The following is a 25,321-nucleotide window of genomic DNA, read 5'->3' on the forward strand; positions in this document are numbered from 1 at the left end:
AAAATATTTTTAATTAGTATTAAGCCATATAAGATTAAAGAAAAAATAAAATTAATAAATAAGGCCATTTAAACTAGATCTTATAAAGAAAATGTTTTAGTAACATTATTCTCTAATAATTTTAAAACAAAAATTAAACCAGTATCAACGGTGTTTACAGTGGATAATTAGTTGCTATTTTTCCTTAGTTAATAAATTTTGTATTTAAAATTCCACTTATACATATTGGTTATATAAAGGATTTTCCAGACATTGGTTCATTTTGTATTCCGAATATTTCATCTTGCAACCCACTGATATAGAAGAAGTTATAAAAAGCCAGCATCTTTTGAATTAGAAAGTAAAATAATATTAGCAAATAAATACCATCAAGTTCCTTCTTCTTTACTAATAATAGAATTATATTTTCGTCAAAATTGTCTGCTATTTATCCATTTTTTTGGGGGTTTTTCAGTCAAATTTTGCCAAGATACTTCTAAGGTATATCTTTGTGCTTTATTATAAGTTCTATATTTTTATGTAATATATAACACTTTTATGTCCAATTTTATATCTTTTAAATTTTTTTAGTTTAGTTTGGATTAAATTCGGCTACATTAAGCATTTTTATATCACGCTGTATGGATCCGCAATCAACTTTTTTGCTCTCTTTTTTGATAAGTTTGTCAATTATTCTGTAAATATCACATGCTGTGCATACGTAGTAGTATCATATATATTTTTATGTCAATTTGACAAAGTAGTATTTTTTTAATCAAAAAACTTGAGATTTTTTAAAATAAATAATATATGCTTTAGCTATGTTGAGTAAATATCTATAAAACAAAATAATTTATTTTTGATTTGCAATAAATTATTTCTAAAAATTACAAAATTTAAGAAATTTATTACTTGTCAATGTTGGCGTTAATTTTTGGGTTGTTTTTTTTGGTAAATGTATATTGTATATTTCTAACCTAAAAACTGCAGAATTAGAAGATAAAACAAAGCATCCTGATAGAACTAATTTAGAAAATTTACTTAATAAACTAAACCCAGGTCTATATATTACTATTCAACATGAACCTAGGCGAAGTAAATAGGGGCTTAGATCTCCTGACTATGTAGTTTAAATAAATGAAAGTATATTGGGCTATATTGAAGTTAAAAGAATTGAACAAAACCTAGATGAAAATCTAAAAAGTAAGCAGATTAGGAAATATAAAGAACTTTCAGGTAATATAATATACTTACAAACTATATTGAGTTTGTTTTAATACAAAATAAGAGGTTATAGAAAGAGAAGTATTAATATTTAAACATGATCTTGAAAAACTAAGCTTTAAGATTAACGACATTAAAGTAAATAAAATTATAAATATATTAAATAAATTTTTGAGCACTATACCTCAAAGAATTCGAAATATTGAGGAACTTGCTAGTTTTCTTTCGTATAGAACAAGAACATTGAAAGAATTAATAGAAGAGAATTTAGAGTTGAATATGTCTTCTAAAAAGACAAATACCTTGATTGCAACTTATAATATGTGTATAGTTTTTTGTTTTTTTGTTAATTTTTTCTTCTTTTATATTTGATACGTATTATTATGAATTATTATAAATTATAAAAAGAGAAAAAATTCTTTAATGTTAAAAGAGCTATACAGGAATTAAATATGGGAAGTGTTTAAGTATATAAAAATAGAAAAACCATTTATTCAATGCAACAGTAAATATAGTTTTATAAAGATTGAAGTAGAAAATGATAAAACAATGTATCATGCAAAAATAATGATGGAAGTTTACAAATTGGAGTTCATGATAAAAATATGTTTAGCTTATTATTAAGGGCTTTAATTAATCGATTAAAAGTTGAATAGATTTTTTTATATCCCATAAAATAATTAATAACTTTAATAAGTTTTAAAAATGTTCAGCAATCTAAGCTTTTTGTTACTAATGTTATTTTACTTAATATCATTTTCGTATATCTTTCTCATAAAGAAATAAAAACTTCACTTTACTTTACAAGTTTACCTTCACCTAAATTCCATAGAAATTATAAATGGAGAATTATTTTTTATTGAGACTTGCTAAAACAGTTTTTGCATGTTTAATAATTTTTTTTATTTCTTCTTTTTTCCCTATTGCCTCAATTCTTCTAAAAGAAAAAGATTCTAAATTGCTCAAAGCATTTTCTGCGTCAATTAGAGCTTGTCTAGATAATGCTAATGCATAATATTTATTATTTTTACTCTCTAATCTTTTAATAATACTTTCTTTTAGCCTTTTCTGAGCGCTATCAAAAAATAAAGCAGCAGATCTTATTATATTTTCTGCAATATCAATATTATTTAGAAGCTTCTCAAGTTTAATATCTATCTTTAAATTATTTTGCAATTGTGTTAGTTGATTTATCTTATCTCTATTTTCCCTATGATTTCCCATTAGTGACATTTTTTTATTTTTAATCTTTTCTTTCACATCAGACAAATCAGTTTCTATTAAAGTGTATTCATCTTTGAGTTCACACGCTTTTCCAATTAATTCAGAAAATTTAGAGTTTTCAAGAACATTCTTTAAACGTTTAATTGCTTCATCTGCTTTCTTTTCTTCGTTAGTATAAGGAATTAAATCCTCTTCTTTTATCTCTTTTTTTTGATCCTGCTTAATCGGTATGTTTGATATACCAACTTCATTATCAAATGATCCTGAATTCATCATCGCAGGTTTTACGGGAATAGCTAAATTTTTATATTCTTGCTCTCCAAGATTTTTAGTAAAATCTTTTTGCTCTTTTTGATTGCTATATAAATTATTAAAAGCATCTTTTTGAACACTGTCCAAAACCCTTTTTGCACCACCATTATTATTTTTTTGTTCTTTATTGTCTAATAATTTAGAATCCAGATTACAAGACATCAATCCTACAATTAATGGTATATATAAAAACAAATTTTTTATCATAAAATATCCACCTTTCCACTAATCAATAATTATCATTATAATGATAATATATCATTATATTTAAATTACAATTTTTCTATAAAAATGTTTTTTACGTATTAATCATTCATAAAATATCCAATAAATCGTGAATTACTATTCAATAATCAATGATTATTGAATTATTCAATTTTTTAATTTAAATATAATAAACTACATATGCACTATGTTTAAAAGCAGGTGTTATGCAAATTTTTATTAAATCCAAAAGAAAATAAAATTTATTTTTTTATTTATCTTTAATAAGATTTAAAAGGATACTTAAAACAAATGAAACCGTAGATAATTAAGATATAAAAAAGTAAAAACTAAATCAACTGCTTTATTTGAGCTGATTATATTTAAGCCATGGATTTTGTACCTAAATATACCAAATTTATAAATAAAATAGTGCTATAAAAGTAATTCCTACTTATTTATTATGTAACTTAAAACACGGAATTTATTCTTTGAAGTAAAAAAATTTTAAACCTAGAAGATAAAAAAATGTAAAAATATTTTGTTTTGATTTTTTTAAATTTTCAACATTAATACTAAGCTAGGGCTAGCTGTATTTTAAGCCCACAACCCCCATCTTTATTTCATATTGTTATAGTGAAAAATACTCCCCCCCATATATTTTCATATTTTATAAGATAACCTATGACATCAATGGCATCTAAAAACGTGCTTTTTTCTTTAATTCCAATTTTCTTAACCGCCCCCTAATTATTGGGGCATAGGCAAAAGATACACTTTTATCATATTCATTTTTAAAATCATAATTATCTAATATTTTATCAAGCAGGATAAAATCTTCTTTAGAAAAAGTTTTTTTGGCTTTTGCATAATTATGTTCTTTACGCTCTTTTCTAAGCTTATCTATATCTATGCCAGCATTTAAATTAAAGATTAAAAGCAAAAATAAACTTATTTTTTTATATAAAACTCTACAGATTTATTATTTACTACTTAATCTTTAGGTAAGTCAGCTAAAACTTGTTCTAATATTTGTTTAACCGTATCGTATTTACTTTATTTTTAGAATAAGATTCTTCAAACTTATCTCTAACTTTGTCTCCATATTTTTTAGCATAATCAATTTTATCAGAATCTAATTGTATTAAATAATCAAAAATTTGATCTGGATCACCATCTATAAGATTAGTTATTGCCTCAAACTGCTTGAATACAGGCATTTCAGAGTTTATTAATTTATTTTTTTAAGATATCCAATGATATCAACGGCATCTTAAAAAAAATACCTTTTTCTTTAATTCCGACTTCTCATAAACCCTGTTTAATTGCGGCTTTTCGAAGAATTAAGACATTAATATTAAAAATCAAAATTATCTTAAAATTAATAAATGAGGTTAATTATCTTAAAACACCCTTTCTATTTCTTTTTTTAATTTAAAATATTGTTGATCAATAGTAGGTCTGGGCATAAAAACAATATATTCATATGAATCTTCGCCAGAATACTTAATATCTGAAGAATATGATTCTCTTATACATGAATACAAAAAATACACTTTATTTTTAAATTTATTATTATGATCATTTTTTACCCCACCAAACAATCTAATCAATTCTCTAGATCACCCAGAACCTAAATCTAAAAAGAATTTGTCAAAATACTTCTCATTATAGTCAGGCAATGGGGGTATCTCCGGATAACTGCCATATTTTAAGTTATAGAGAGTCTTCTTTATATTATCCAGCAAACGATGTTCAGATGCGTATAATTTTAAATTAGAAAATTTGCCCTCAGTAATATATCATCAGCGCGCATACCACAATCTTCTAAATCATTAAAATCTATCAAAAAAAGTTTTAACAGCTTGTTCTTGTTTATCAGGCAAATAACAACCCAATAAAATTAGGGCTAATATTATTATACAAATTCTAAACGAAGTCTTCATATATACCCTTGCTCATCTGAATACCAAAATAAACTATAGAAATTTATTAAAGAACTATTCTTGCCAAACTTAAAAAGTTTTACTAATAAGATAGATTACACTAGAACTAACAAACATAATGTGCAAGCTTACACCAATTTTATCTTTTCCCAAGATTTATAAATACCAAAGCATTCTATTTTTATATAAGAGTATAATAATTACGCTTAATAAAAAAATTATTAACACATATAAAAATAATATAAACCTTTTCACAATAAAAATATTGGATATAACACAATATTATATTCTATTTAATATTAGATTATAAATCTTAGATTTTAATTAAGGAGAATATTTATGAAATATAACATTATTGCGAGCTTATTTGTTTTTTTATTTTTAGCTTGCAATCCAGATTTTAACACTAATCAAAAAAATATGAAGTGTCAATCTAGTAAAAAAGGGTTAAAATCTAATAAAAAATACTAAAATCCAACAAAAAAGGATTAATCCCTAAAACAGAAATAAACCCAAATCAAGAAGAATTCTCAAATCAAGAAGCAAGCTCCAAAAAAGAAGAAGACATTAATACCCAAACAAAAAACACACTGTTTGATGATTTAAGAAATTTAATAGAAAAAGCTAAAGCAGATAATGATAAATATGTACAAAAATTGAAAGAAGAATCTTCAAACCAATATGGAATACTGGCTTTCAAAAGAGCTGTTCTGGCTAGACGGAACAAGTGAACAGTTATCCTCAAATACCGAAAGATCTAAAACCTACAGAAAACGAGCTTATAGCATCTTAAATGCTATTGATGACGATGCCTTAAAGAATTTTTCAGAAATTGTAATGGCATCAGGCCAAACACAAGGAATATTTAACAATCTTAACTCACTTGGAGGTGCTTTTGAAAAGATAGTTAATTTTCTGCATCCCAAAAAAGACAATCTAGAAAAATCAGAGATTTCGGCCTTAAAAAGGCTTAAAGATTCTTTGGAAAATTTTTTAGAGACAAAAAAATCGCTTCAGAAATGCTGTACAAGTTCTTATTAGACTATAAAAATAATATAAATCGTATACAAACAGATGCAAATGAACTTAAATCTCATGCAAACATACTTTTTAATCAACTGACAAAAAAATAGAAGAAGCAGAAAAGCTAAAAAATGACATATGTTCAATAGAGAACCTTTAATTTATCTATTATAGATTGAAATTGTCATAATGTAAGGGCCTATCTTTTATTAAAGATAGGCCTAAGTTGTAGTAAACTGCTATTTTTATAATCACTGATTATCGAAATAGCTTATTATCTCATCCCATGATGGCTTTTTAAGCTCTACAAAAACAGCAATCCAACAGCGCGAATATAAATCCTATAAGCCTTGCTTCAGACGATTTTTGCCTTAGTTTTTATTTTTTTCATAAGAAGAAGACTTAGAATTTAGAGTTGCATTTTATATTTCTATCATGCAAATCGATTACAACTACCTACAAGTCCACAATAATATTGCTTGATTTTAGAATGATATTTTTAATATCATAATTGCTACATAGTTTGCTTTATGGAAACTGAATCATCAATACTTTCCCCAAAACATCCATTTTTGAATGCCTTTAATTGATAAGCTCTTTATTGCCAATATCCAAGCGCTGCCCTACTACTGAAATGTAATATTCATTATAAGCAACTTTCTCTACTACTACATTTTTATTATGTATTAAACAAAAAATTAAAAACCTAATATATTATTTTAGTTTTTCAGGCATTCTTGATAACAAAGTTATTTGATATTAGTTTGAATTCTTGTAAATTATTTGTGCATACCATTTACTTTATTATAAAATAAAATTTCCCTTTAATATATTTACCGTACTTATCTAATTTAATTTTCTGTGTTTTTAAAGCATTTTTGTTTTTCATGGTTTGACTTTCAATCATAGATAATAATAAGCTTATTTATAATATTGAGAACATTATCTAAAATAGAATATTAAATATATAAAAGTTAGTTACAAAAAATTACCATAGTGGCATAAATAATAAAATTGAACTGATAGGATTTATATAAAATATAAACAAAAACTTTATAAATTTGATTATTATAAAAAATTTGAAGATTTTCTTAAAAAGTTTATCATAGAAAGAAGATAAGCATTATTAATGTTTATTATTATAAAAACCCAAAATAATACAAATTTAATCCTAGCAATAAAGCTGGGTGGGATCTTGTTTTTTAGATAAAGTTTTAAAAAACTTTAAAAATATCTTAAAACTTATAAAATTAAAAGCCTATAATGCCACACTTTTGTTATCAAAAATTACTTATTTAACCTAATAAAAGTATCTTTTTATTCTGTTAAGCTTATTGTATATTCTCTAATATAAGACTACAATTAATCTATACCAATTGAGGAGAATGTTTTTATGAAAAACAAAATAATTTTATTTATCTATGTTTTTTTACTTTTAACCAGCTGTACTGCCAACCATGACATTGAAAAGGAAATAAAAAAACATGTTGATAAAACAAAACATGTTGATAAAACAAAACATGTTTATAAAACAAAAAACGAATATATTAATGAGATAAAAAATTTAATATCAGCAACTAAAGAAAGCATCGACAAACGCAAACTACAACAAACTGAGCCAACGGATCAAAGCCCTGTAGATGGTAAAAATGGGGAGAAAGTTTTTGAAATAGATAAAAGAGCTTACGACTTTATAAATAGTTTTTTAACAGATGATGAATTTGATCAATTTGCAACAATATTTAATAAACCAAAACTATCACCAGGCAAAGTATTAAATAGCATAGCAATTTTAGAACTTAATCTGGAACAGATAATTAATCACCTAGACTCAAAAAAAGATACCTTGGATAAGGCAAATACCATGGATTTAGAAAAGATCAAAAATTCTCTTAAACAATTGTTTTCTATAAGGAATTTTTTTTCAACAATCATAAAAAAGACCTTATTAGATCATCAAAACAATAACGGTTCTATAAAAACGGATGATTCTAAATCAGAATCCTATTTCAATACAATATTTAATCAGTTTAATGAAAAAATTCAAAAGGTTAGAAGTCTGAAAAAAACCATATTAGCAATACCTATTCCAGCATTATAAATAAAAATTTATTAATACAGGGGTTAAAGTAAATTAGGCCTTTAAATATATGGGTCTAATAAAAAAGTTTATTAAACCCTTGTTAATATTACTTTAATCAAACACATTAAAATTTTTACACAAACATAAAAACAAATTATACTTGAAATTAATTAAGAAATGGTAAATAATTAAACCTTAAAAAAAATAAAAATTTCAAAACCAATTATTTTAATAATAAAACAAACCCAATAACAGATTTACTTATAAAATAAAAATCTTTACTGTTAATTTCGAAAAGATTAAATAGACATTAAAAGATAAAATTTAATAAATAATGTTTATTGGCTTCAAAAGTATTCTGGAAACTGCCAAAATTAAAATCTAAGATTTAAATGAACCAGAGGGGTTTTTAGAAAAACTGAAAAATATCTTAAAAGGATAAAGGATTTAAGAACAATTAAAGAATCTGCAAAAAGCTTGAAAGAATAGTACACTTGTTTTATTAAAATAATCAAGTATATCTAAATTTTTGAACCGGTATTACTAAATTAGTATATTAATTTATAAAAATTAAATTTTTAAAAATGTAGCAAACAATTTATAAATAAGTACATTAAATACTCCTAATTTTTTGTAAAATTACAATCAAATAAAAAATAATAAAAAAGTGCAAATGATAGAAGTAATCAAATGCACAACGTTATTTGCTTTACAAAAGTATCCTATAAAGATTATTTATGCTCTCAAAGTTTTTGAATTTTGAAAAAATAAATATTAAGAATCTACTTCACAAATGAAATATGCTATTTTGGAAATGAACAAATTTGGTAAAAATTAATAGTGGATATATAGAATAGATTCTAAAACAGTTCAAGCTGCAATAAATTATTTAATTTCATTAATTAAATAATTTATATTTAATTAGATAAAGGAGAGTATTTATGAAATACAATATAATTGCAAATATATTTATTTTCCTATTTTTAGCTTGCAATCCAAATTTTAACACTGAATAAAAAGATATTAAATATCCACCTACAGAAGAATCAAAGCCTAAAATAGAAGAATCAAGGCAAGAAGAAGCAGAACTTAAGAAAAAACAACAAGAAGAGGAAGAACTAAAAAACACACTACTTAATGATTTTAAAAATTTAATCGAAACAATTAATGCGCATAAAGAAAAGTATATAAAAAGAATGGAAGAAGAACCCGAAAATAAATACGGAGTAGAGGCTTTTTGGAAATTGAATTGGGGAGAAGGGACTGAAAGACTATCTGACAACACCGAAAGATCTATAAAATTTAGAGACGTACCTATACTATTTTAAGCACACTGGATATTGATGAATTAAAGGGATTCTCTGATATTATTATGAAGCAGCGCCCAATATACGGAACATTTAGTAGCTTTAGCATTCTTGGAGAAGTTCTTGACATAGTAAGTGACCGACCTATACCCCAAAAAAGACAATCTAGACAAGCTAGATATTTCAGATTTAAAGACGCTTAAAAATTCGGTTGACAAAATATTATCTATCATAAAAAGTGTCTCAGGAATGTCAAAACAACTTATATTGGATTATAAAAACAATAAAGATCTTATACAAACAGACATCAATGGGGCTTAAACCCCATGTAAGTAAATTTGCCAATGAATTTAAACAACAAGCTGCAGAAGCAAGAAATCTACAAGACTTATAGTGTCAACATATATCCCTTAAATTTAACTTTTAAAGTTTATTAAAAAAATTTAAAAACAGTATATTTAAGTTTATGTGAAAAAATATTTTATCTATTTGAGTAATTATTAGTATTAATATTGTTTTTGGCTTAGAAATTCTTGCATTCCTTTCTACTGAAAGAGTTTTCACAGATATAATAAAAAATATATTTAAACCCGATAAATTAATTTAATTACATCTATTTACAGTTCATATAAATTATAGGTTAAAAATTATTTTACTTTCATTAAACAAAGAATCTTTTATCATTTATAGAGATGAATGATAAAAGATATACGGTTTAATCTTACGCAAACTATAATCTATCTATTTTTCAGCTTTTTCTATTATTTCTAAATTTATACACCACAATAATAGATAATGTACAAAAAAATAAGTATTAATAAAACAAATGTTATTTATAGCACTTAGAAAATTAGTTAAAACCGAACATGTGGCTAATGCTAAAAATGAAAATATACAGGATATTATACTATTAATAGAAGTTATAATTCCTAAAACCTTTGAATCTATATTTTTTCTTAAAAAGTATTCTAAATTATTAGAATAAATAGCAATTAAAATTACTAAAAATGTGATTGTTGCAACAAATATGTAAATATGCGAAACTATTTTTATTAAAACTGATAATAAAGATATTATGGTTAAAATAAAATAAATATCATATTTTGAATTTTTAATTTTTCTAAATACCCATGCTCTCAAAATATCTGATAAACGAAATAGCACATAGATAATTCCAATTATACTAATAGATATGGGTTTGTCAATAAAAATTGCTTGCTAGTATAAATAAAAGGGTTGATAAAAAAATTGAATAGAGCCAATCAAAATAAATAATTCTAAAAGTTCTTTGGATTTTAATAATGTTATTATAATTTTTTTAAACTTTATAAAGATACAAAATTAAATCTTCTTTACTATGATTATGATCTGTATTTTTATCATTTGGTATAAAAAAAATTGTAATTAAAGACGCTAGAAAATATATTAATAATTAAATTAGGTAAATCTTTATATCAATGCACGAATATAGTACACTTCCGATGTATCCTCCTAAAATAGCATCAATACTTAGGATTATTTTTGTAAATGATATAAAAGCTTTTAGCTTTTTTGAGTTATTTTGATATATTTTGGTAAAGCTAATGGCAATCGTACCGTTAATAGCAGCCGACATCCCATATATAAACCATGAAACACAAATAAATACAAATGAAGAAGTTTCAAAAACAATAAAATAAGAAGCCATTGATAGAAAAATTGATACCAAGTAAACAATTTTTCTATCAAAAATATCTGATATTATGCCTGATGGAAATTCAAAAATAATAATTGCTGCCATATAACAAATTTGTACCATAGTAATATCTTTTAGTGATAAACCCTTGTTTATTAAAATAATAGTTAATACAGCATGCGGCAAAGTTCTTGCAAGTTCTAACAAAAATAAGGAATAAAAATAATGTTTGCTTTCTATCATAAATCTTTATTATAATCTAAAAAATTAATTTTTTAGATTTATTGTTAAGGCAAAAATAATATCAACAATAATAATAATCAATGTAATTATATAGTTTTAAAACCAAAATCCATTAATACTATCAGCAATTCTATTAAAAGAAAAAATGCAAATATTAGTGTTTGTAAAACACAATATCACATGATGCAACTTAGTATATTTTTAATAAAACTGTATTATTAAATATGAATAAGTTACCTTATTGCTTTTTAAAAAAGATTACTTTTTTGATTTTAATAAAAATTATTATTTTTAATATTTAAATTCCTATCTTATTGCTATTATTGCTTTTAAATATACATCAAAATATAGGACGGCTCTTAATGAATAATCAAATTAAATTATTAGATTAATAATTTAATTTTTAACACCTTTGTCATTTTCTTTTTTTAACAGAGCCTTGCCAAAAGAAAATGCTTATAACACCGCAATGTTATCGCCAATTTAGAAAAAAGTATTGGGAAATTTTATCAATTAATTTTTTAATCCTTTACCGCCTTTTTATAATAATTTGAAATTATTAATAATCTAAAAAACAAAAAGAATCAACATCAAGCAATCCTTTGTCATTTATCTTTAAATGGGGAACCACCGTTAAAGACATAAAAGATAAAGTCATTAAAGGGTCATCAAGCTGCGAGCCTAAAACATTTTTACAAAAATCATTTAATATTATATATTGTGAAGCTATTTCTTTGGCTGGAAGAGTACTCATTAATCCAGAAATGGGAAGTTTCATTATTATCGTTTTTTCATTGTTTAAAGCACATAAACCTCCTTTATTTTCGATAATTATATTTGCCGCTTTACACAAGTATTCATCGCTAGTTCCAACAACTATAATATTATGAGCATCATGAGCAACTGTACTCCCTATGGCACCTTTTCTTATTCCAAAATTTTTTATAAATCCTATAGAAATTTTACTATTGTCTTTATATCGATTTATTACAGCTATTTTTAAGATATCTTCGGCAATATTAGATTGAAAATCTGGAGCCAATAAATTGCTATCAATCATGGTTTTATGAGTAATAATTTGATTGCTGATGCAATTGATTACTGGAATCATTTTATTTTTAGTGGAAAATTTAAAATCCAAAATAGATTTTTGACTACAATTAAAATTGTTTATAGGAATCTCATTTATTAATGGAATTAATGATATGCCATCATTAAACACTAATTTGCCATTAATATAGGTTTTATCTATTTTGAATGTCTTAATGTCTTTAGTAATTATAAAATCAGCAGGATCCCCTATTCTCAATAATCCCACTGGGATTTTATAGTGTAAAACGGGATTAATGCATGCTATTTTTAAAACATCAAAAAAGTCGTGCCCATACTCTATTGCGCGAGCTACTATTAAATTAATATGTCCATGCAGTATATCATTTGGATGTACATCATCAGAACAAAACATTAAAGAATCACAATATTTTTTAGAACATTCACTAATCAAGGGATGCAAAGATTCAAAATTTTTAGCAGCACTTCCTTCTCTAATTATTATTTTCATGCCCAAAGATAATTTATATCTTGCATCTTCTATTGTTAAGCATTCATGATCAGTGCTAATCCCCGAAGACACATACTTTAAAATTGAATTGGAGGACAAATCAGGAGCATGCCCATCAACAACCTTATTGCGCTTTAATGCAGAATTTATTTTATTTATAATTCCAACATCTTTGTTAATCACGCCTTTAAAATCCATTACTTCAGCCAAATAGTAAATATCATCTAATTCCATCAACTCATCTATATCTTTATCATTTAATACATATCCCGAGGTTTCAAATTCCGACGACAAAGCGGGCACACAAGAAGGAGCTCCAAAAAAAATTTTAAACTCGGTTTTTTTAGAATTATTTATCATAAAATTAATGCCATCAATACCATTAACATTCGCTATTTCATGAGGATCGCTTATTGTCGCTACAGTGCCATGTTGAACTACTAAATGAGCAAAGTTTGACGGAATAAGAAAAGAACTCTCTATATGTATATGTGAATCAATAAATCCTGGCAGCACATATTCATCCAATTTTGTATTAATTTTTTCTATACTCACAATATGACCATTTGCAATTGCTATACTAGCTGGATAAATTTCTTTATTAAAGATATCAATATAATTGGCTTCAATTTTAAATAAATCCATTATTTATTCCCTCCTAAAAACTTTTTGTTCATAATATACTCTAACTTAAAATTTTCAACTTCAATTATAGTGCAAAGTGTCGTTATATTTAATTGCAATTATACTTAGAATAAAAAAACACCGATATTTGTTGTATACAATAAAAATCAAAGATAATTTTTGGAGAAAAATTAATAAACAAGGAGTTATTACCAGCGGTTAAAAGAAAATTGTTTTTACAATAAAAAAGAAAAAATAATTTTAATTCTCTTTATTTGAAATTAAATAACAATAATATTTCCAATCTCTTGTTCTAAATTTATAGGGTTTTATCCATACTTAAAATAACTTCTGAAAAAACTTTGTTTAAATAATCTCCCAATTTTACTATTTTAAGGCTTTATGAAATCTTTATTACTAATATAATCATTTAATAATCACTTAACAAGTCCTTTAAAAGTTGTTCTTAAAGCTAAAAATTTTCAAGACAAATTTAAACCCTTTTAAGATCAGGAATATCTAATAACATTAAGTTATTTTTTTTAGCAAGCAACAATCTAATTATTGCCTCAAATATAAATTAAAATTCTATACCCGCATTTTGCATTATTTTATTAGCAATCTTCTTAATACTATATACATCTAAATTTAAAATTAATCCTAGTTCTTTCAACTCACTTTAATTGTAATCTAAAACTGCATACAAACATCTTCTAGCTATTTTAAATTCTTCTACATTATCAGCAAGTGTTTTCTTTAATATAGACCAGCTAGCATTTTTAAATGGAAAATTATATTGATTAGATGGCTCACTCTTGAATTTTTCATAAGAATATTATATTAATATTATTATTTTCATAAATACAGCCCTTAAAATGATTCCATAATAAATCCTTAAAGCCATAATATAAACTTATTATAAGTAATAAATAATAATAACAAAATAAAATATAATTTAAAAATGATTTTTTCAATATTTCAAAATTTTAAATAATTGTATGCTATCCCTAAACACAAGATTATAGAAATAACTTCTTGCTTTACTCCATGATGAATTTTAATTGCTTTAACTAGCTTAACTTATGTAACTGTCTTGGCTTTTATTTTTTTATAATAACAATAATTTTTAAGATTAACAGCTGTATTATATTTATATCATACGAAATATAACAATTAACACAAGTTTATTTAATCTCAATATACTTTGTTTTGTAACTTGGCATTTTATTATATAAAAATTTCATACGTCCAAATATCTTATAATATATATGACAAATAAATTAATTTTTAATAATCATTATACATTCTATTAACCCTCCCTACTTTCAATGCCCACATATAGACATAAATGTATAAATTAAGAAATTTTGTTATGTCTTTATTAAAAACATTTAATTTATATTTTTTATAAAACATCATACTTGATGGATTCATAAAATTTTGACCTACTAAAATGTATTCGTATTTATTAATATTAAGCAATATGTTAAAATAAATTTAAATATAACAATTCTAATATATCTAATATATTATTTATTATTGATTTTAGGAGACTAATTTATGTTTAGGGGAAAAGAAATATCTTTCTTATTATTTTCGTTACTTTTGTTTATATCATCAATTATAATTTCTCACGGAATAAAAAACATCGGCACTAAAAATGGAAATTATATTACGGTTAAGGGACTTAGCGAAAGAGAAATTTTATCAACATCTTCTAGTTGGGAGCTTAGATATAGATTAACTGGCGATACTATTAATGATATTAATAAAGAAAATAATTTAAGCTTGTCTAAGATTAAAAGCTTTTTTTTAAAGCATGGATTTAGCGAAGACCATATAAAAATGGGATTTATGGAATTTCATGAAGAGAATTACAAAGAATCTCTTTATAAGTATAGAGCACATATCTCTTTAACTGTTAATACAAAAAATATTGAGAAAATGGAAGCAGCAGAAAAAAATATTGCTGAGCTTTATAATCAAGGCATATTAATTAGCAATAGCGGGGGCCCAAGATATTACTTTGATAATATTAATGATATAAAACCCGAAATGTTAGCAGATTCAATTAAAAATGCAAAATTGGCAGCTTTAGAATTTACAAAACATTCAAGTTCAAAATTGGGAAAAATTAAAAATGCAAATCAAGGATATTTTGAATTTCTTCCAATCGATAGAAGCTTAGGTGATCAAGAGCGTTATCCAAAAAAAATATTAAGGATCGTTACAACTGTTTCTTATTATTTGGATTAATATTTGGCAAAGCTATTATTTCTAAATAAAATCATTGAAATAACTTATAGTTTCATTCCGTGATGACGCGATCTATAAGTTAGATATTTACTTTCTTTGTATACACATAATAGAAAAAACAATTCCACCTAAATTTATATGTTTTTATAATTAAATCACGGGTGGATAATCCTTTTGCTTTTAGTTAATTAGTTAAAACCATTTTTAGAAAATTTAATTTCCATGCCCAAAAGACCATTTAAATTCCCTACAAAAATTATTTGTAATACAAATAACTTTATGGTGCTGGTTTTTCTGTGGAAGCTTTTGTATGTTTAATTTCAGCTTTAGTATCTTGATTCTTAATATTTCTTTCAGTCTGCTTACAAGCAATTATTAAAAATAAGGAAAGGAAAATATAATTAAATTATATTTTCCTTTCCTTAAGATAATTTTACTACATTCTTTATAACTTTTATATGTTTGATTGAAGACAAAATAGCATTTTAAAAACATTTTGATTTGTATTTAAACTTTTACACCTTGCAGCATTATATTAAACTAAAGATTGCAAAGAATCTTCTACCTATAATTTATATTAAATTTGAAAGGATATGAATTTGCAAGCAAATTATTGGCTTTAAATACGTTTTTTAATGATACTAATAGAAATTTTTCAACAAAAATAACACAATAACTTATAGATAAAAATAAAATTTCTAATAATACTTGCTTAAATAAGCTAGAATGCTTTTTATTATAAGTTTAAGAATACTATTTTTAAATTATTTTTAAATCTAAATATTGAGATTAAATTTTGCAATAAATTAACATCATTCTTATTGTAATTAAACTTATCAAAGATGATTTTTTGTAAATAATATAAATTAAATATTTTAAATAAAAAAACTAAATTTCTTCATTTATGGATATAAAGAAAGAAATATTTGCTTTTAATATAAAAATTGCTTCTTGCATGAGAAAATTTTAAATCAAATAAAAATTTTTTACATAAATCAATTTTTTACCTTGTAAATAACTATAAAAATATGTAAATAGAAGATCTTTCATAATAGAGAATAAATGCAGATATTCATCTTAAAATTATTATAAAGAAATCAAATATTTTCTGCGCATAAAATATTAAAATTTAGTCACGGGTAAAGAGTTGGAAAATTTAGGATTTAGAAAGTTTATTAAAGCACAGGGTGACAATATTGCTGTTTTATATAAAAAATAAGCTAATGGCGTTGACAAATATAAAGGTGATTTAGAGCTTTTAGAAATTAAAAGCAATGATTCTAATTATATGAGCAACACTATTGCTAAGTACAATAAAAATGGCAATTTTTTAATTAGTAAATATTTGGTTTTTCTTTTTATAGTTCTTCTTTTTTTAATCTATTACATTTATTTCTAAATTTTTCTGGAATTTATCGTCTAGTGCAGGATCATTGATGGCTTTGGGTTTTGATCAATAATTAAATTAGCATTCTTTTTTGAGCATTAATATTTGATATTTTTTGTTTATTAAATTTACAACTAAAAAAGAACAATACGAATAAAAATTTTAATACTATTGAGGAAATTCATCAATAATCCTGGGTTTTTGTTTTTTTAAGTTATCTTATTTAAATTAAGAATATAAAGACGAAAACACATTTGATATTCAAACCGAAGTTGTAATTGCTATTTTTAATAAATATAAAGAAAACAAACACACTAGCCAGTATTTACTAAGGTAGTATTAAAGGTAAAAGAGATTATTATATTCTTTGTGACTTTCTTTAAAAACAAAATCATCATTTTTTTGCTTTGCTATTTCATTTTGTTCAGTTTTAATAGCCTATATTTTTACACCTACATCTTTATTACCGCTATAAAAATTTTATTTTAAAAAAAGATATTTATTAATTATAATAACAATATTATTAGAAAATAGTTAATAAAAATTTAATGTATACTTTTAAACAAAGAATATATTAAATTAAGGAGTATAAATTGAAAAAATATATTATTAATTTAAGTTTATGTTTATTATTATTTTCATGTGATCTTTTTTCAAAGGATTCCAGATCAAGCCAAAAATATAATTTTAAAGTAAAAGCTAAATCGATTTTAAATCCCACTAATAAAGAAAATATAGATAATGAAAAAGGTGCCAATACTACACTATATATAAAAGAAGAAGATAGCAGGATTATAGTTAAAGATTGTACTAATAATCAAGAACTTTTTAAAGTAAAATCTAAAAGAAGACATGATTTTAAAAAAGCTATGCTTCTTGGTGTTAAAACAGATCTAAAAGTTATAAATATTGGCAATAATAATAAAAAATTAAATTCTATAAAAAAACAAAAAGATAATATTTTATTAGAATTTAAAGATAATAAGATATATGTAATTCGAATATCTGAACTTAAAAAACATTTACTAAAAAGTAAGAAAAAACCATTATTAGGAAGCCCTGTGCCGGGAGGAGGAGATGCAGAATTTGTAGATGACCCTGATGGCAGAATAGAAGCAGAATTAGAAGGAGAAAAAGAACAAGAAATAATAGACAGAGAAGATTTCGGGGACGAAGAAGACGAAGAATTAGAAGAAGAAATAATTGGAAAAGAAAAATCTAATGATTAAAAATAAGATTTTGCATTTTAATAAAAAAGAAGCTCCTATTAATAGGAGCTTCTTTTTTATTAAAATGCAAAGTACTACAACTGCCACAAGTCCACCTAACATAACTTAATTTTAGAGGTATATTTTGATATCACAATTAAATAGTTTGCTTTCTGGGAAAATATCTATCTATCTTGTATAAAGAAAATCTACAACACGAGCATTTATAAGACAATCGCATTACAAGATCATACCATCTTAAATTATTGATACTTTTCCTAAACATTCCTTTTTACATGATTTTAATTGGCAAGCTCTCTATTGCTATGTTTTTATAATTAGCTGCAAAGTAATAATATAATAAAAGATCTCTTTTTGTTATTTTGATAGGGTTTTAGCATTTCATAAGTTCATTTTCATTTTTAAATAAATATTTAAGATGGTTAATTTTATCGCTTTTGCTACTTATTAAAAAATGATTAATGATCATATCAATAACAACTATCCCCTTTTTTATTATCTTTAGTTTTATTGTCATTTTTAGTGTCTAAATATTCAACTGCTACTGAAATAACTATTGTTTCTTTTAATTTGCCTGGCTTGAGCTTTTAATTCATATATTTGGATGCCTTATACTTCTAATAAAGAGACAAATTGTCAAGCTCAGAAAGTGATTTACTATGGGAAATGCCCTTGTTTTTATTCATCAAGCTACTACAAATATTCAATATTAAAATTAAGTGATATAAACTCTTTACAATAGAACTACTTGATATTGAAAGTATAAAAAATTCAGCAATTTAATTTTGCTTAAAACATAAATTATTTACCATGTTAAAAACAAAAGCGGTTTTATCAACATTGGAAAATACTCTAATTATTAAAAAATTCAACTTATTAAGCCTAACAACACTAATAGCTTATCGCCCTATGCTATATTCCCTTATAATAAATACGAACACCAATTTTTATTATAGATCCACCCGCAGCATATTTTAACGCACTTTCAATATATTTATTTTTATATTTACCTTCAACTTTGTAAAATATGCCACTTACAAAATAACCTTTTGTTCTCTAAAAAGAACATTTGATTTATCTATTTCAAAATTGTTTTTTTCTGAAGTAAAGTTTTCTTCACTCACTTATAAGTATTTTTATGCCTATCTTTAAACCAATCCACTAAATCTATAAAATCATTGACCTTAAAATTAGGACTCATAAACCATATTTTATTTTTTTATTTTAATTTGAATTTAGCTAGGTAATTCCAATATGCCTTTTTTATATAATATTAATTTATGATATACATATAGCATTCAAGATTAATCGGCATATTTTTATAAGCAATTAAGTTATTTAAATACTTCTTTAGTTTTAATTAAGTAGCAATGGAATTTTTATTTGATAGTTGGCATGTTTTTCTTATACTCTTCAAAACTTTTTTTGTAGCTAAATTTAACTTTTCTTTTTCTTTTTTTGTTTATTGAATCTAATTTAATAATTTTTAATTTCTTTTTTTGATCATTTTTTTGCATTATTTGAAGTATTTTTTTGTTTCGTTTTTTTTAGAAAAGCTTTCTACAGGATTCTTATTTATCTTATCATTACCTTCTATATATTTATTGGACATGAAATTTGATAGGAGTGAATTTAATAAACAAGAGCTTTAAAAAACAAAGTTATCAATATCTTATTTAAAGATAGAAACTATTATTTTATCTTATACATATTCTTTAATTTTATTTTCAATAAAGTTTATTATAATTGCTATTATATTTTTCCAAATGTTGAAATTCATCTTATAAAATGGAAACTCCAATTAGCTTTGTCTAAGCCTTTATAAAACGAAATCACTAAATTTATTTTTACAAGTTTTTTAATGTCTTTTCACATTATTATTTTAGCAACCTATTATACGCTAGCATTAAATTAGCGCTATCTACCATATCTCTAATAATTGATTTTTAGTTTTTTAATTATATATACCCGTCTTATCTTGCCTTAATAAAACCAAGATACTTTTAGAAATTTATAGCATTCTATTTATTTTTGGTAATATTGGAACTACGCCTAGCATTAGATTTTTTTAGATTCAAATTATATTTTTCTGATTATCGACAATTTGAGTGTTGTTTACTATAATAACAGCATTATATCTGTTATATAAAAATCAAAATAAGGCTCTTTTGTTTTCATGGAGTATAGATACCTTTTTGCAAATATCAACTCTTTGGTTTAAATATTTTTAAAGGGGGCTTGTAGTCTTGATTTTTAAATTGATTTTAAATATTTAAGATTTTTTTATGAGTTTAAATCAATTGTGTTTTTTAGCTTTTAACATTTAAATCCATACAGTAAAAATAATTAATTTATAGATGCCTTGAGCTTTAAAAAAAGAAAAACTAACTAGTTAAAATTCTTTATAATTTTTATTTGAAAAACCCAGCAATTAGCGAAACAATAGATCACAATATACCTTTTAAGGCATTTTCGGCCTCTCTATAATAAATTTCTTTCAAAGAAGGCTCTAAAAGGTCATTTATAAAAACTTTTATACTATTTGAAAAGTGAATTTTACCTTTTATATATTTACCATATTTTTTGTACAGCACATCCTCCACCTCCTTTAGGGTATTCCTATTTTTAATAAATTGGTTTTCTATAATAGAAATATTATATTTTTTATTTTTAATGTTTTGAATATTATTAATGGTTTCCGTTAAAATAGAAAAGCTTTCTATTGACCATCTTTCTACTTGAACTGGGATTATAATATGGTCTGTAACATTTAAAGCATTCTTTAAAAGGAAATTTCTACTAGGAGAAGTATCTATTATAATATAATCAAAATCAAAACTTTTAGTGCTTTTATTTAATCTAAATTCTAAAATAATTTCTTTATAATCTATATCATCTGTGTTAAATTTTTCTAAAACAGGATGAGAAGGAATTATAGAAATGTATTCATTAACTTTGTTTTCACATTTATCAAAATAGGCATTTCCCTTCAAAAATTCATAAATATTATGTTTTTTAATATTAGAAATATATTTATTAAAATAAGAGGTTAAAGAATTTTGTGGATCTAAATCAATTAATAAAACTTTTTTACCTAATTCTTTTAAGACATAAGAAAAAAGTATAGAAAGTGAGCTTTTCCCGACCCCTCCTTTTAAGCTTGCAAGTGTAATTATAATTGGTTTTTTTTGATCCATTTATTTATAATCCCTCCATCTTTTACTTTTTTATCATAAAATTCATATACTTTTTTTTCCATTTTTTTTAAGTGTGATAAATTAAATTGATAATAATTAGTGTTTTCTTTATTTTTTCTTAGAAGTGTTCTCAAGGACTGAACATATGCTTTAATAGAGCCATTTTTAAAAGCAAATTCTATATAATAGAGTTTTTTTATTGCATAAGTTTTATTATTTTCTTTTTTAAGAAAAAAGGGTTTATCGAGTCTATCATGCCTATATTTTATTTCTAAGAACTTGTCGTCTTCTCTTAAAGGAAAAAGATTAAAAAAAAGAAAATATCCATTATTGTTAAATTCTTGGAAAGTAAGTCTCAGTCTTTCCCCTTTGTTTGTAATTTTAAAACCAACCAGGTGTTTAAATATTTTTGTACAGTATATTTTTCTACTATTTATTTCTTCTATTTTATTAAATATAATTCTTTTTTCTATATTATTTTTTTCGTTTCTGAGTTTTTCAAGTAAACTACTGCTCAAATTTTAATCCCTTTGTCAAAATGTTAGACAAAATATTATTAGCTATTATTCCAGCATGCCCCAAAAAGCTTGTTATTTTATTTGATTTCCATTTAGTAATATAATTATCTTTAAATTTTCTTGCAAGAATGTAAAAATCGGTTTTATATGGCACGACTTTTCTCATAAAGTGTATTTTATGTTTATAAAGGTTTAGTTTGGATAAGAAAAATTCTTTAATATCTTTTACCTCATAATCATGTTTTAGATAATTTTTAAAATCTTTATAGTTTGATAGTTCATTTTTTAGCATTCTAATTGGTTTTTTAGTATTAAAAATTATTGATTTAATTCGTTTAAAGAAAGAGCTTTCTATAGAATTCTTGCCATTTATATTTATATATTTTTTATTATATACAGTGACATTTTTAATGATATTTTGAGGCTTAGAAGATTCTTTATTTTTTCTTAAAGTATCTTTTTCTTCCTTTATTTTTTTAATTAAGTCTGTTTTAGTGATGCTAAAATATGCTTCAATCAATTTATGTGCAATAGGTGACACTTTATATATACAAAGCTTTCCTTTGAATTCTCCAAAGTTACTTGAAAATGTTAGTATTTTTTTTTCTAATGCTTTTAGCTTGACTAAAAATCTTAAATCTGGTCTTAGGGTATTAATTGTAGTTTCTTTTTTATTTTCTTTATGTATATTTGAGTTTAGTGCTCGAAGTATATATCCTTGATGATGATGATATAGAATTCCTTTTAGTTCATCAGAACTAAAAGGAATTCTATATATTGATACATTATATTTTTCCCCAAATTTTTTATTTAAGTAAGCAATAACTGAATTTTTTTTAAGTTTGCAGTTTTTTGAAGGTGGTTTATTGGCATTAATTTGGTGATTATGATTAGATATGGCAGTTTTCATTTTTTGTCTCCTAGTTTAATGTGTATTTAATTATTAATTAACATAAATTATAATATATAAAATATTTAATTTCAACCTCTGTTAAAATTAAATCTAAAAAATCATTTTTAAGAATATTTAAGCCAAGGGACTACAGTTTTTCTGTCAAAAAACTGTAGTTTTATATAAATAATTAGTATGAAACTTTTTAATAAATTTGATTAGAAATAGAATGACAAATAATATTCAAATTGTCATGAATCTAAAAAATATATTTTCTTGACCTGCTATTTTTAAATCAAAGAGCATAGAAATAGCGTCTTACATCGTTCAGAACTGAACGATGTAATTTATTGTTAATATTTATTTTTTACCAAAAAAATAAATATTAACACAAATTTTAATTTGTGTTAATATTTATTCACAGATTGGCGGCATAAGATTTATAAATAGAAATGCGTGCTTTAAATCAAAAAATAAATATAGAAGGACAAAATGGGGAAAAAAGAAAATAAAAAAGAAATGATTTTAAATGACAGATTTGAAGATTTCATTGACAAAAGTCAAGATTTAAATAATAATCAAGATGAAAATTTAATAATTTATAAAGATTTAAAAGACCAGTTAAAGCTTAATTTAAAAGATGATATTGACAATAAAATTCAAAGAATGAAAATATTATATGAAATTAAACAAAAAGAACTTTATAAATACGATGGGTTTAAAAGCTTTGAACAATTTATAAAATCTTTTATAATTGCAAAAACTCAAGCTTATACATATTTAAAAGTTTATGAAAAGGTTTTAGAAGGTATTATTTCTATTGATAAAATTAAGGAAGTGGGTTTTAATGGCGTATATCATGCCATACAAAAACAAGAGCTATCAACAATAAATCAAGAAAATATGAATAAAAACAACAAAAAAAATGCCCCAATTAGAATTTTAATAAAAGATAATGAATTATATGATTTTTGTAAAAAAGATATTAAAAGGGTCTATTTTATTTTAGAGGAGATTTTTAAAAATAAAAAAGATATTTTATCGGAGATCATAATTAAATATGCTAATTCTAAAAAGAAAAGGAATAAATAAATTTTCAAGGTTTATTGACTTTAATGTTTGATTAATGGTAATCTATTATTTCTAATAGGCTTAAGTTTATTTTGCCTAGTTTAATGTCGAAGAGATGCCCATAAAAGGGCTTTTTTCATTTTAAAATCTAAATTTTGTGAGGCTCAGCATTAAATACTGAGTTTTCTTAGCTTTAAATCCCTTTTATATATCTTGTACTGATAAGTTTTCTATTACTATGTTTTTATATTTAGATATAAAGCAATAGGATAATTTATGTAAAAGTCTTTTATTTGATATGAAATTTTCTCATGTAGCTTGCTTTTAATCTAGAGTAATTCTATTAATAGAATATTTTTGTTTTTTTAATGGTTTTCTTTGGAATTTATTAAAGTTTATTTTTTAGTAAAATATTTAGGATTATTGGTTTTCTCATATTTACTAATTACTAAAAAATTGCAAATAAAGAACTTTAATTTATTTTTTAATTTTGGAAGGGGATAATTATAAACAAAAAATGTTTATTTACGATGTTTTTGTGCCGATAAGTTTTTTTAATGATTTTTGAATCTTTATTGCTTTCATAATTCTGAACAAGATATTTCTAAAGAAGGAATTAATAAAAGACTTAATAATTATTATTTTGAAAATTAAAAGGATAAATACACTTTTTTGCCCATGCTCCACAAATTAGAGGACGCTTAAGAAAATTTAGGATTAAAGAAAAAGTGTTTTTTAGATGCTCTTGAATTATGGATTACTTCATAAAAAATAAATTAATGCCTCTGATTATATTTTAAAGCTTAAGGCAATCACTTGCTTTATAGATGGTTGTCCAGATCGGATTTTTAATTATTTAATACAATTGAACCGGTATAAAATTGATTGTACTGAGGAATATAGGGGAAAAGCTAAAAATAAGTTTGAACAATCTTATTTTAGAGATAGAGTAAATACAATCCAACAAATATTAAAACAAGTTTTAGTTGACCTGTCTAAAGACTAGTTTTTAAATTTAAAACCTAGCTAGTCTTTGAATATATTTGAGCATCAAGAAGGGCTAAAAAGATTTTCAAACAACATAAATGATTTTTGTAGGCATAAATAATGAAAACTAATGACATTGTAAAAACAAATGATCCAAATATATCTCTTTATAAAAAACCATCAAAAGACTTTATAAAAAAGGAAAATATTAATAGTCTAAAATACTTTTTCATTTTTGTAAAAAATAAACTTTCTTCAATAGATGATAATTCAACAGAAGCAAATACAGAGTCTTTGCTAAAGTATATATTTGAAGAACTAAATTATTCAGGAGAACAATAAAAAGCCGGGCAAATAGAAGGAGCTAAGTCTAGAGCAG

18 protein-coding genes and 3 pseudogenes are annotated in these 25,321 nt (G+C 23.6%); 12 read left to right on the forward strand and 9 right to left on the reverse strand.

Annotation, left to right across the window (positions count from 1 at the left end; all coding sequences use genetic code 11):
• The first annotated feature begins 941 nt into the window (after positions 1-941).
• Entirely contained in the window at positions 942-1,082 is a 141-nt protein-coding gene (locus Bmayo_RS06930; RefSeq protein ID WP_158512890.1) for a hypothetical protein, read from the forward strand.
• Between the two features lie 970 nt (positions 1,083-2,052).
• Here the strand turns inward: Bmayo_RS06930 and Bmayo_RS05965 are convergent.
• The 4 genes and pseudogenes from Bmayo_RS05965 to Bmayo_RS05980 form a co-directional block, all read right to left on the reverse strand.
• On the reverse strand, positions 2,053-2,946 hold the full coding sequence (locus Bmayo_RS05965) for a P12 family lipoprotein (protein ID WP_075552728.1): 894 nt from the start codon (positions 2,944-2,946) through the stop codon (positions 2,053-2,055).
• Positions 2,947-3,643: 697 nt separating this feature from the next.
• Positions 3,644-3,886 carry an exported protein A EppA gene (gene eppA, locus Bmayo_RS05970; RefSeq protein ID WP_235633211.1) on the reverse strand — a complete coding sequence of 81 codons (243 nt, stop codon included), beginning with the start codon at positions 3,884-3,886 and terminating at the stop codon, positions 3,644-3,646.
• An 82-nt stretch (positions 3,887-3,968) separates the two neighbouring features.
• Positions 3,969-4,163: an exported protein A EppA gene (gene eppA, locus Bmayo_RS05975; protein WP_235633212.1), complete on the reverse strand. Its 195-nt coding sequence runs from the start codon at positions 4,161-4,163 to the stop codon at positions 3,969-3,971.
• 183 nt (positions 4,164-4,346) lie between these two features.
• Positions 4,347-4,889, reverse strand: a pseudogene (locus Bmayo_RS05980) (P52 family lipoprotein).
• Positions 4,890-5,228: 339 nt separating this feature from the next.
• Here Bmayo_RS05980 and Bmayo_RS07610 point away from each other — a divergent pair.
• From Bmayo_RS07610 to Bmayo_RS07520, 5 genes and pseudogenes are all read left to right on the forward strand, one after another.
• Positions 5,229-5,360, forward strand: a complete 132-nt coding sequence (locus tag Bmayo_RS07610; protein WP_420807322.1) for a hypothetical protein — start codon at positions 5,229-5,231, stop codon at positions 5,358-5,360.
• A gap of 210 nt (positions 5,361-5,570) precedes the next feature.
• A pseudogene (locus Bmayo_RS07615) lies at positions 5,571-6,022 on the forward strand (virulence associated lipoprotein).
• 1,283 nt (positions 6,023-7,305) lie between these two features.
• Positions 7,306-8,013: a CRASP family complement regulator-acquiring lipoprotein gene (locus tag Bmayo_RS05990; protein ID WP_075552729.1), complete on the forward strand. Its 708-nt coding sequence runs from the start codon at positions 7,306-7,308 to the stop codon at positions 8,011-8,013.
• Positions 8,014-9,191: 1,178 nt separating this feature from the next.
• Positions 9,192-9,323 (forward strand): hypothetical protein, encoded by a 132-nt coding sequence (locus tag Bmayo_RS07515; RefSeq protein WP_338024407.1) that lies wholly within the window; start codon positions 9,192-9,194, stop codon positions 9,321-9,323.
• A gap of 114 nt (positions 9,324-9,437) precedes the next feature.
• Positions 9,438-9,623: a CRASP family complement regulator-acquiring lipoprotein gene (locus Bmayo_RS07520; RefSeq protein ID WP_338024408.1), complete on the forward strand. Its 186-nt coding sequence runs from the start codon at positions 9,438-9,440 to the stop codon at positions 9,621-9,623.
• Positions 9,624-10,734: 1,111 nt separating this feature from the next.
• Here the strand turns inward: Bmayo_RS07520 and Bmayo_RS07350 are convergent.
• Together Bmayo_RS07350 and ade are read right to left on the reverse strand one after the other, a co-directional pair.
• Positions 10,735-11,220 (reverse strand): MFS transporter, encoded by a 486-nt coding sequence (locus Bmayo_RS07350; RefSeq protein ID WP_075552730.1) that lies wholly within the window; start codon positions 11,218-11,220, stop codon positions 10,735-10,737.
• A 559-nt stretch (positions 11,221-11,779) separates the two neighbouring features.
• Positions 11,780-13,426, reverse strand: coding sequence for an adenine deaminase (gene ade, locus Bmayo_RS06010; RefSeq protein WP_075552731.1), 1,647 nt, complete (start codon positions 13,424-13,426; stop codon positions 11,780-11,782).
• A 1,539-nt stretch (positions 13,427-14,965) separates the two neighbouring features.
• Between ade and Bmayo_RS06020 the strand changes: the two genes are divergently transcribed.
• From Bmayo_RS06020 to Bmayo_RS06025, 3 genes and pseudogenes are all read left to right on the forward strand, one after another.
• The gene (locus Bmayo_RS06020) at positions 14,966-15,661 is read left to right on the forward strand and encodes an SIMPL domain-containing protein (RefSeq protein WP_012686378.1); all 696 of its coding nucleotides are present in this window, start codon (positions 14,966-14,968) and stop codon (positions 15,659-15,661) included.
• A gap of 1,129 nt (positions 15,662-16,790) precedes the next feature.
• Positions 16,791-17,024 (forward strand): annotated as a pseudogene (locus Bmayo_RS07050) (DUF244 domain-containing protein); the annotation flags it as partial.
• A 617-nt stretch (positions 17,025-17,641) separates the two neighbouring features.
• Entirely contained in the window at positions 17,642-18,277 is a 636-nt protein-coding gene (locus tag Bmayo_RS06025) for a hypothetical protein (protein ID WP_075552732.1), read from the forward strand.
• 2,447 nt (positions 18,278-20,724) lie between these two features.
• Here the strand turns inward: Bmayo_RS06025 and Bmayo_RS06030 are convergent.
• The 3 genes from Bmayo_RS06030 to Bmayo_RS06040 are packed head-to-tail and all read right to left on the reverse strand — an operon-like array spanning position 20,725 to position 22,902.
• Positions 20,725-21,474, reverse strand: coding sequence for a ParA family protein (locus Bmayo_RS06030; RefSeq protein WP_075552733.1), 750 nt, complete (start codon positions 21,472-21,474; stop codon positions 20,725-20,727).
• Positions 21,450-21,992 carry a DUF226 domain-containing protein gene (locus Bmayo_RS06035; protein WP_075552734.1) on the reverse strand — a complete coding sequence of 181 codons (543 nt, stop codon included), beginning with the start codon at positions 21,990-21,992 and terminating at the stop codon, positions 21,450-21,452. The genes Bmayo_RS06030 and Bmayo_RS06035 overlap by 25 nt, the downstream gene beginning before the upstream one ends.
• Complete coding sequence (locus Bmayo_RS06040) at positions 21,982-22,902, reverse strand: plasmid maintenance protein (RefSeq protein ID WP_075552735.1); 921 nt, start codon at positions 22,900-22,902, stop codon at positions 21,982-21,984. The genes Bmayo_RS06035 and Bmayo_RS06040 overlap by 11 nt, the downstream gene beginning before the upstream one ends.
• 474 nt (positions 22,903-23,376) lie before the next feature.
• Here Bmayo_RS06040 and Bmayo_RS06045 point away from each other — a divergent pair, with 474 nt between their 5' ends.
• The 3 genes from Bmayo_RS06045 (at position 23,377) to Bmayo_RS07620 (ending at position 25,284) form a co-directional block, all read left to right on the forward strand.
• Positions 23,377-23,976 carry a chromosome replication/partitioning protein gene (locus Bmayo_RS06045; RefSeq protein ID WP_075552736.1) on the forward strand — a complete coding sequence of 200 codons (600 nt, stop codon included), beginning with the start codon at positions 23,377-23,379 and terminating at the stop codon, positions 23,974-23,976.
• A 772-nt stretch (positions 23,977-24,748) separates the two neighbouring features.
• Positions 24,749-24,961, forward strand: a complete 213-nt coding sequence (eppA, locus tag Bmayo_RS06050; RefSeq protein WP_075552737.1) for an exported protein A EppA — start codon at positions 24,749-24,751, stop codon at positions 24,959-24,961.
• 101 nt (positions 24,962-25,062) lie between these two features.
• Positions 25,063-25,284: a hypothetical protein gene (locus Bmayo_RS07620; RefSeq protein WP_145924646.1), complete on the forward strand. Its 222-nt coding sequence runs from the start codon at positions 25,063-25,065 to the stop codon at positions 25,282-25,284.
• Positions 25,285-25,321: the final 37 nt, after the last annotated feature.

Origin of the sequence: Borreliella mayonii (genome assembly GCF_001945665.1) — a bacterium.
In the GTDB taxonomy this organism is placed as follows: Bacteria; Spirochaetota; Spirochaetia; order Borreliales; family Borreliaceae; genus Borreliella; species Borreliella mayonii.

Bases quoted from the DNA above. Each gene is read 5' to 3' on its own strand.
- Bmayo_RS06040 (WP_075552735.1), bottom strand. From the start codon at position 22,902: ATGAAAACTGCCATATCTAATCATAATCACCAAATTAATGCCAATAAA.
- Bmayo_RS07610 (WP_420807322.1), top strand. From the start codon at position 5,229: ATGAAATATAACATTATTGCGAGCTTATTTGTTTTTTTATTTTTAGCT.
- Bmayo_RS07620 (WP_145924646.1), top strand. From the start codon at position 25,063: ATGAAAACTAATGACATTGTAAAAACAAATGATCCAAATATATCTCTT.
- eppA (WP_235633212.1), bottom strand. From the start codon at position 4,163: ATGCCTGTATTCAAGCAGTTTGAGGCAATAACTAATCTTATAGATGGT.
- Bmayo_RS06030 (WP_075552733.1), bottom strand. From the start codon at position 21,474: ATGGATCAAAAAAAACCAATTATAATTACACTTGCAAGCTTAAAAGGA.
- ade (WP_075552731.1), bottom strand. From the start codon at position 13,426: ATGGATTTATTTAAAATTGAAGCCAATTATATTGATATCTTTAATAAA.
- Bmayo_RS06045 (WP_075552736.1), top strand. From the start codon at position 23,377: ATGGGGAAAAAAGAAAATAAAAAAGAAATGATTTTAAATGACAGATTT.
- Bmayo_RS06020 (WP_012686378.1), top strand. From the start codon at position 14,966: ATGTTTAGGGGAAAAGAAATATCTTTCTTATTATTTTCGTTACTTTTG.
- Bmayo_RS05965 (WP_075552728.1), bottom strand. From the start codon at position 2,946: ATGATAAAAAATTTGTTTTTATATATACCATTAATTGTAGGATTGATG.
- Bmayo_RS05990 (WP_075552729.1), top strand. From the start codon at position 7,306: ATGAAAAACAAAATAATTTTATTTATCTATGTTTTTTTACTTTTAACC.
- Bmayo_RS07350 (WP_075552730.1), bottom strand. From the start codon at position 11,220: ATGATAGAAAGCAAACATTATTTTTATTCCTTATTTTTGTTAGAACTT.
- Bmayo_RS07515 (WP_338024407.1), top strand. From the start codon at position 9,192: ATGGAAGAAGAACCCGAAAATAAATACGGAGTAGAGGCTTTTTGGAAA.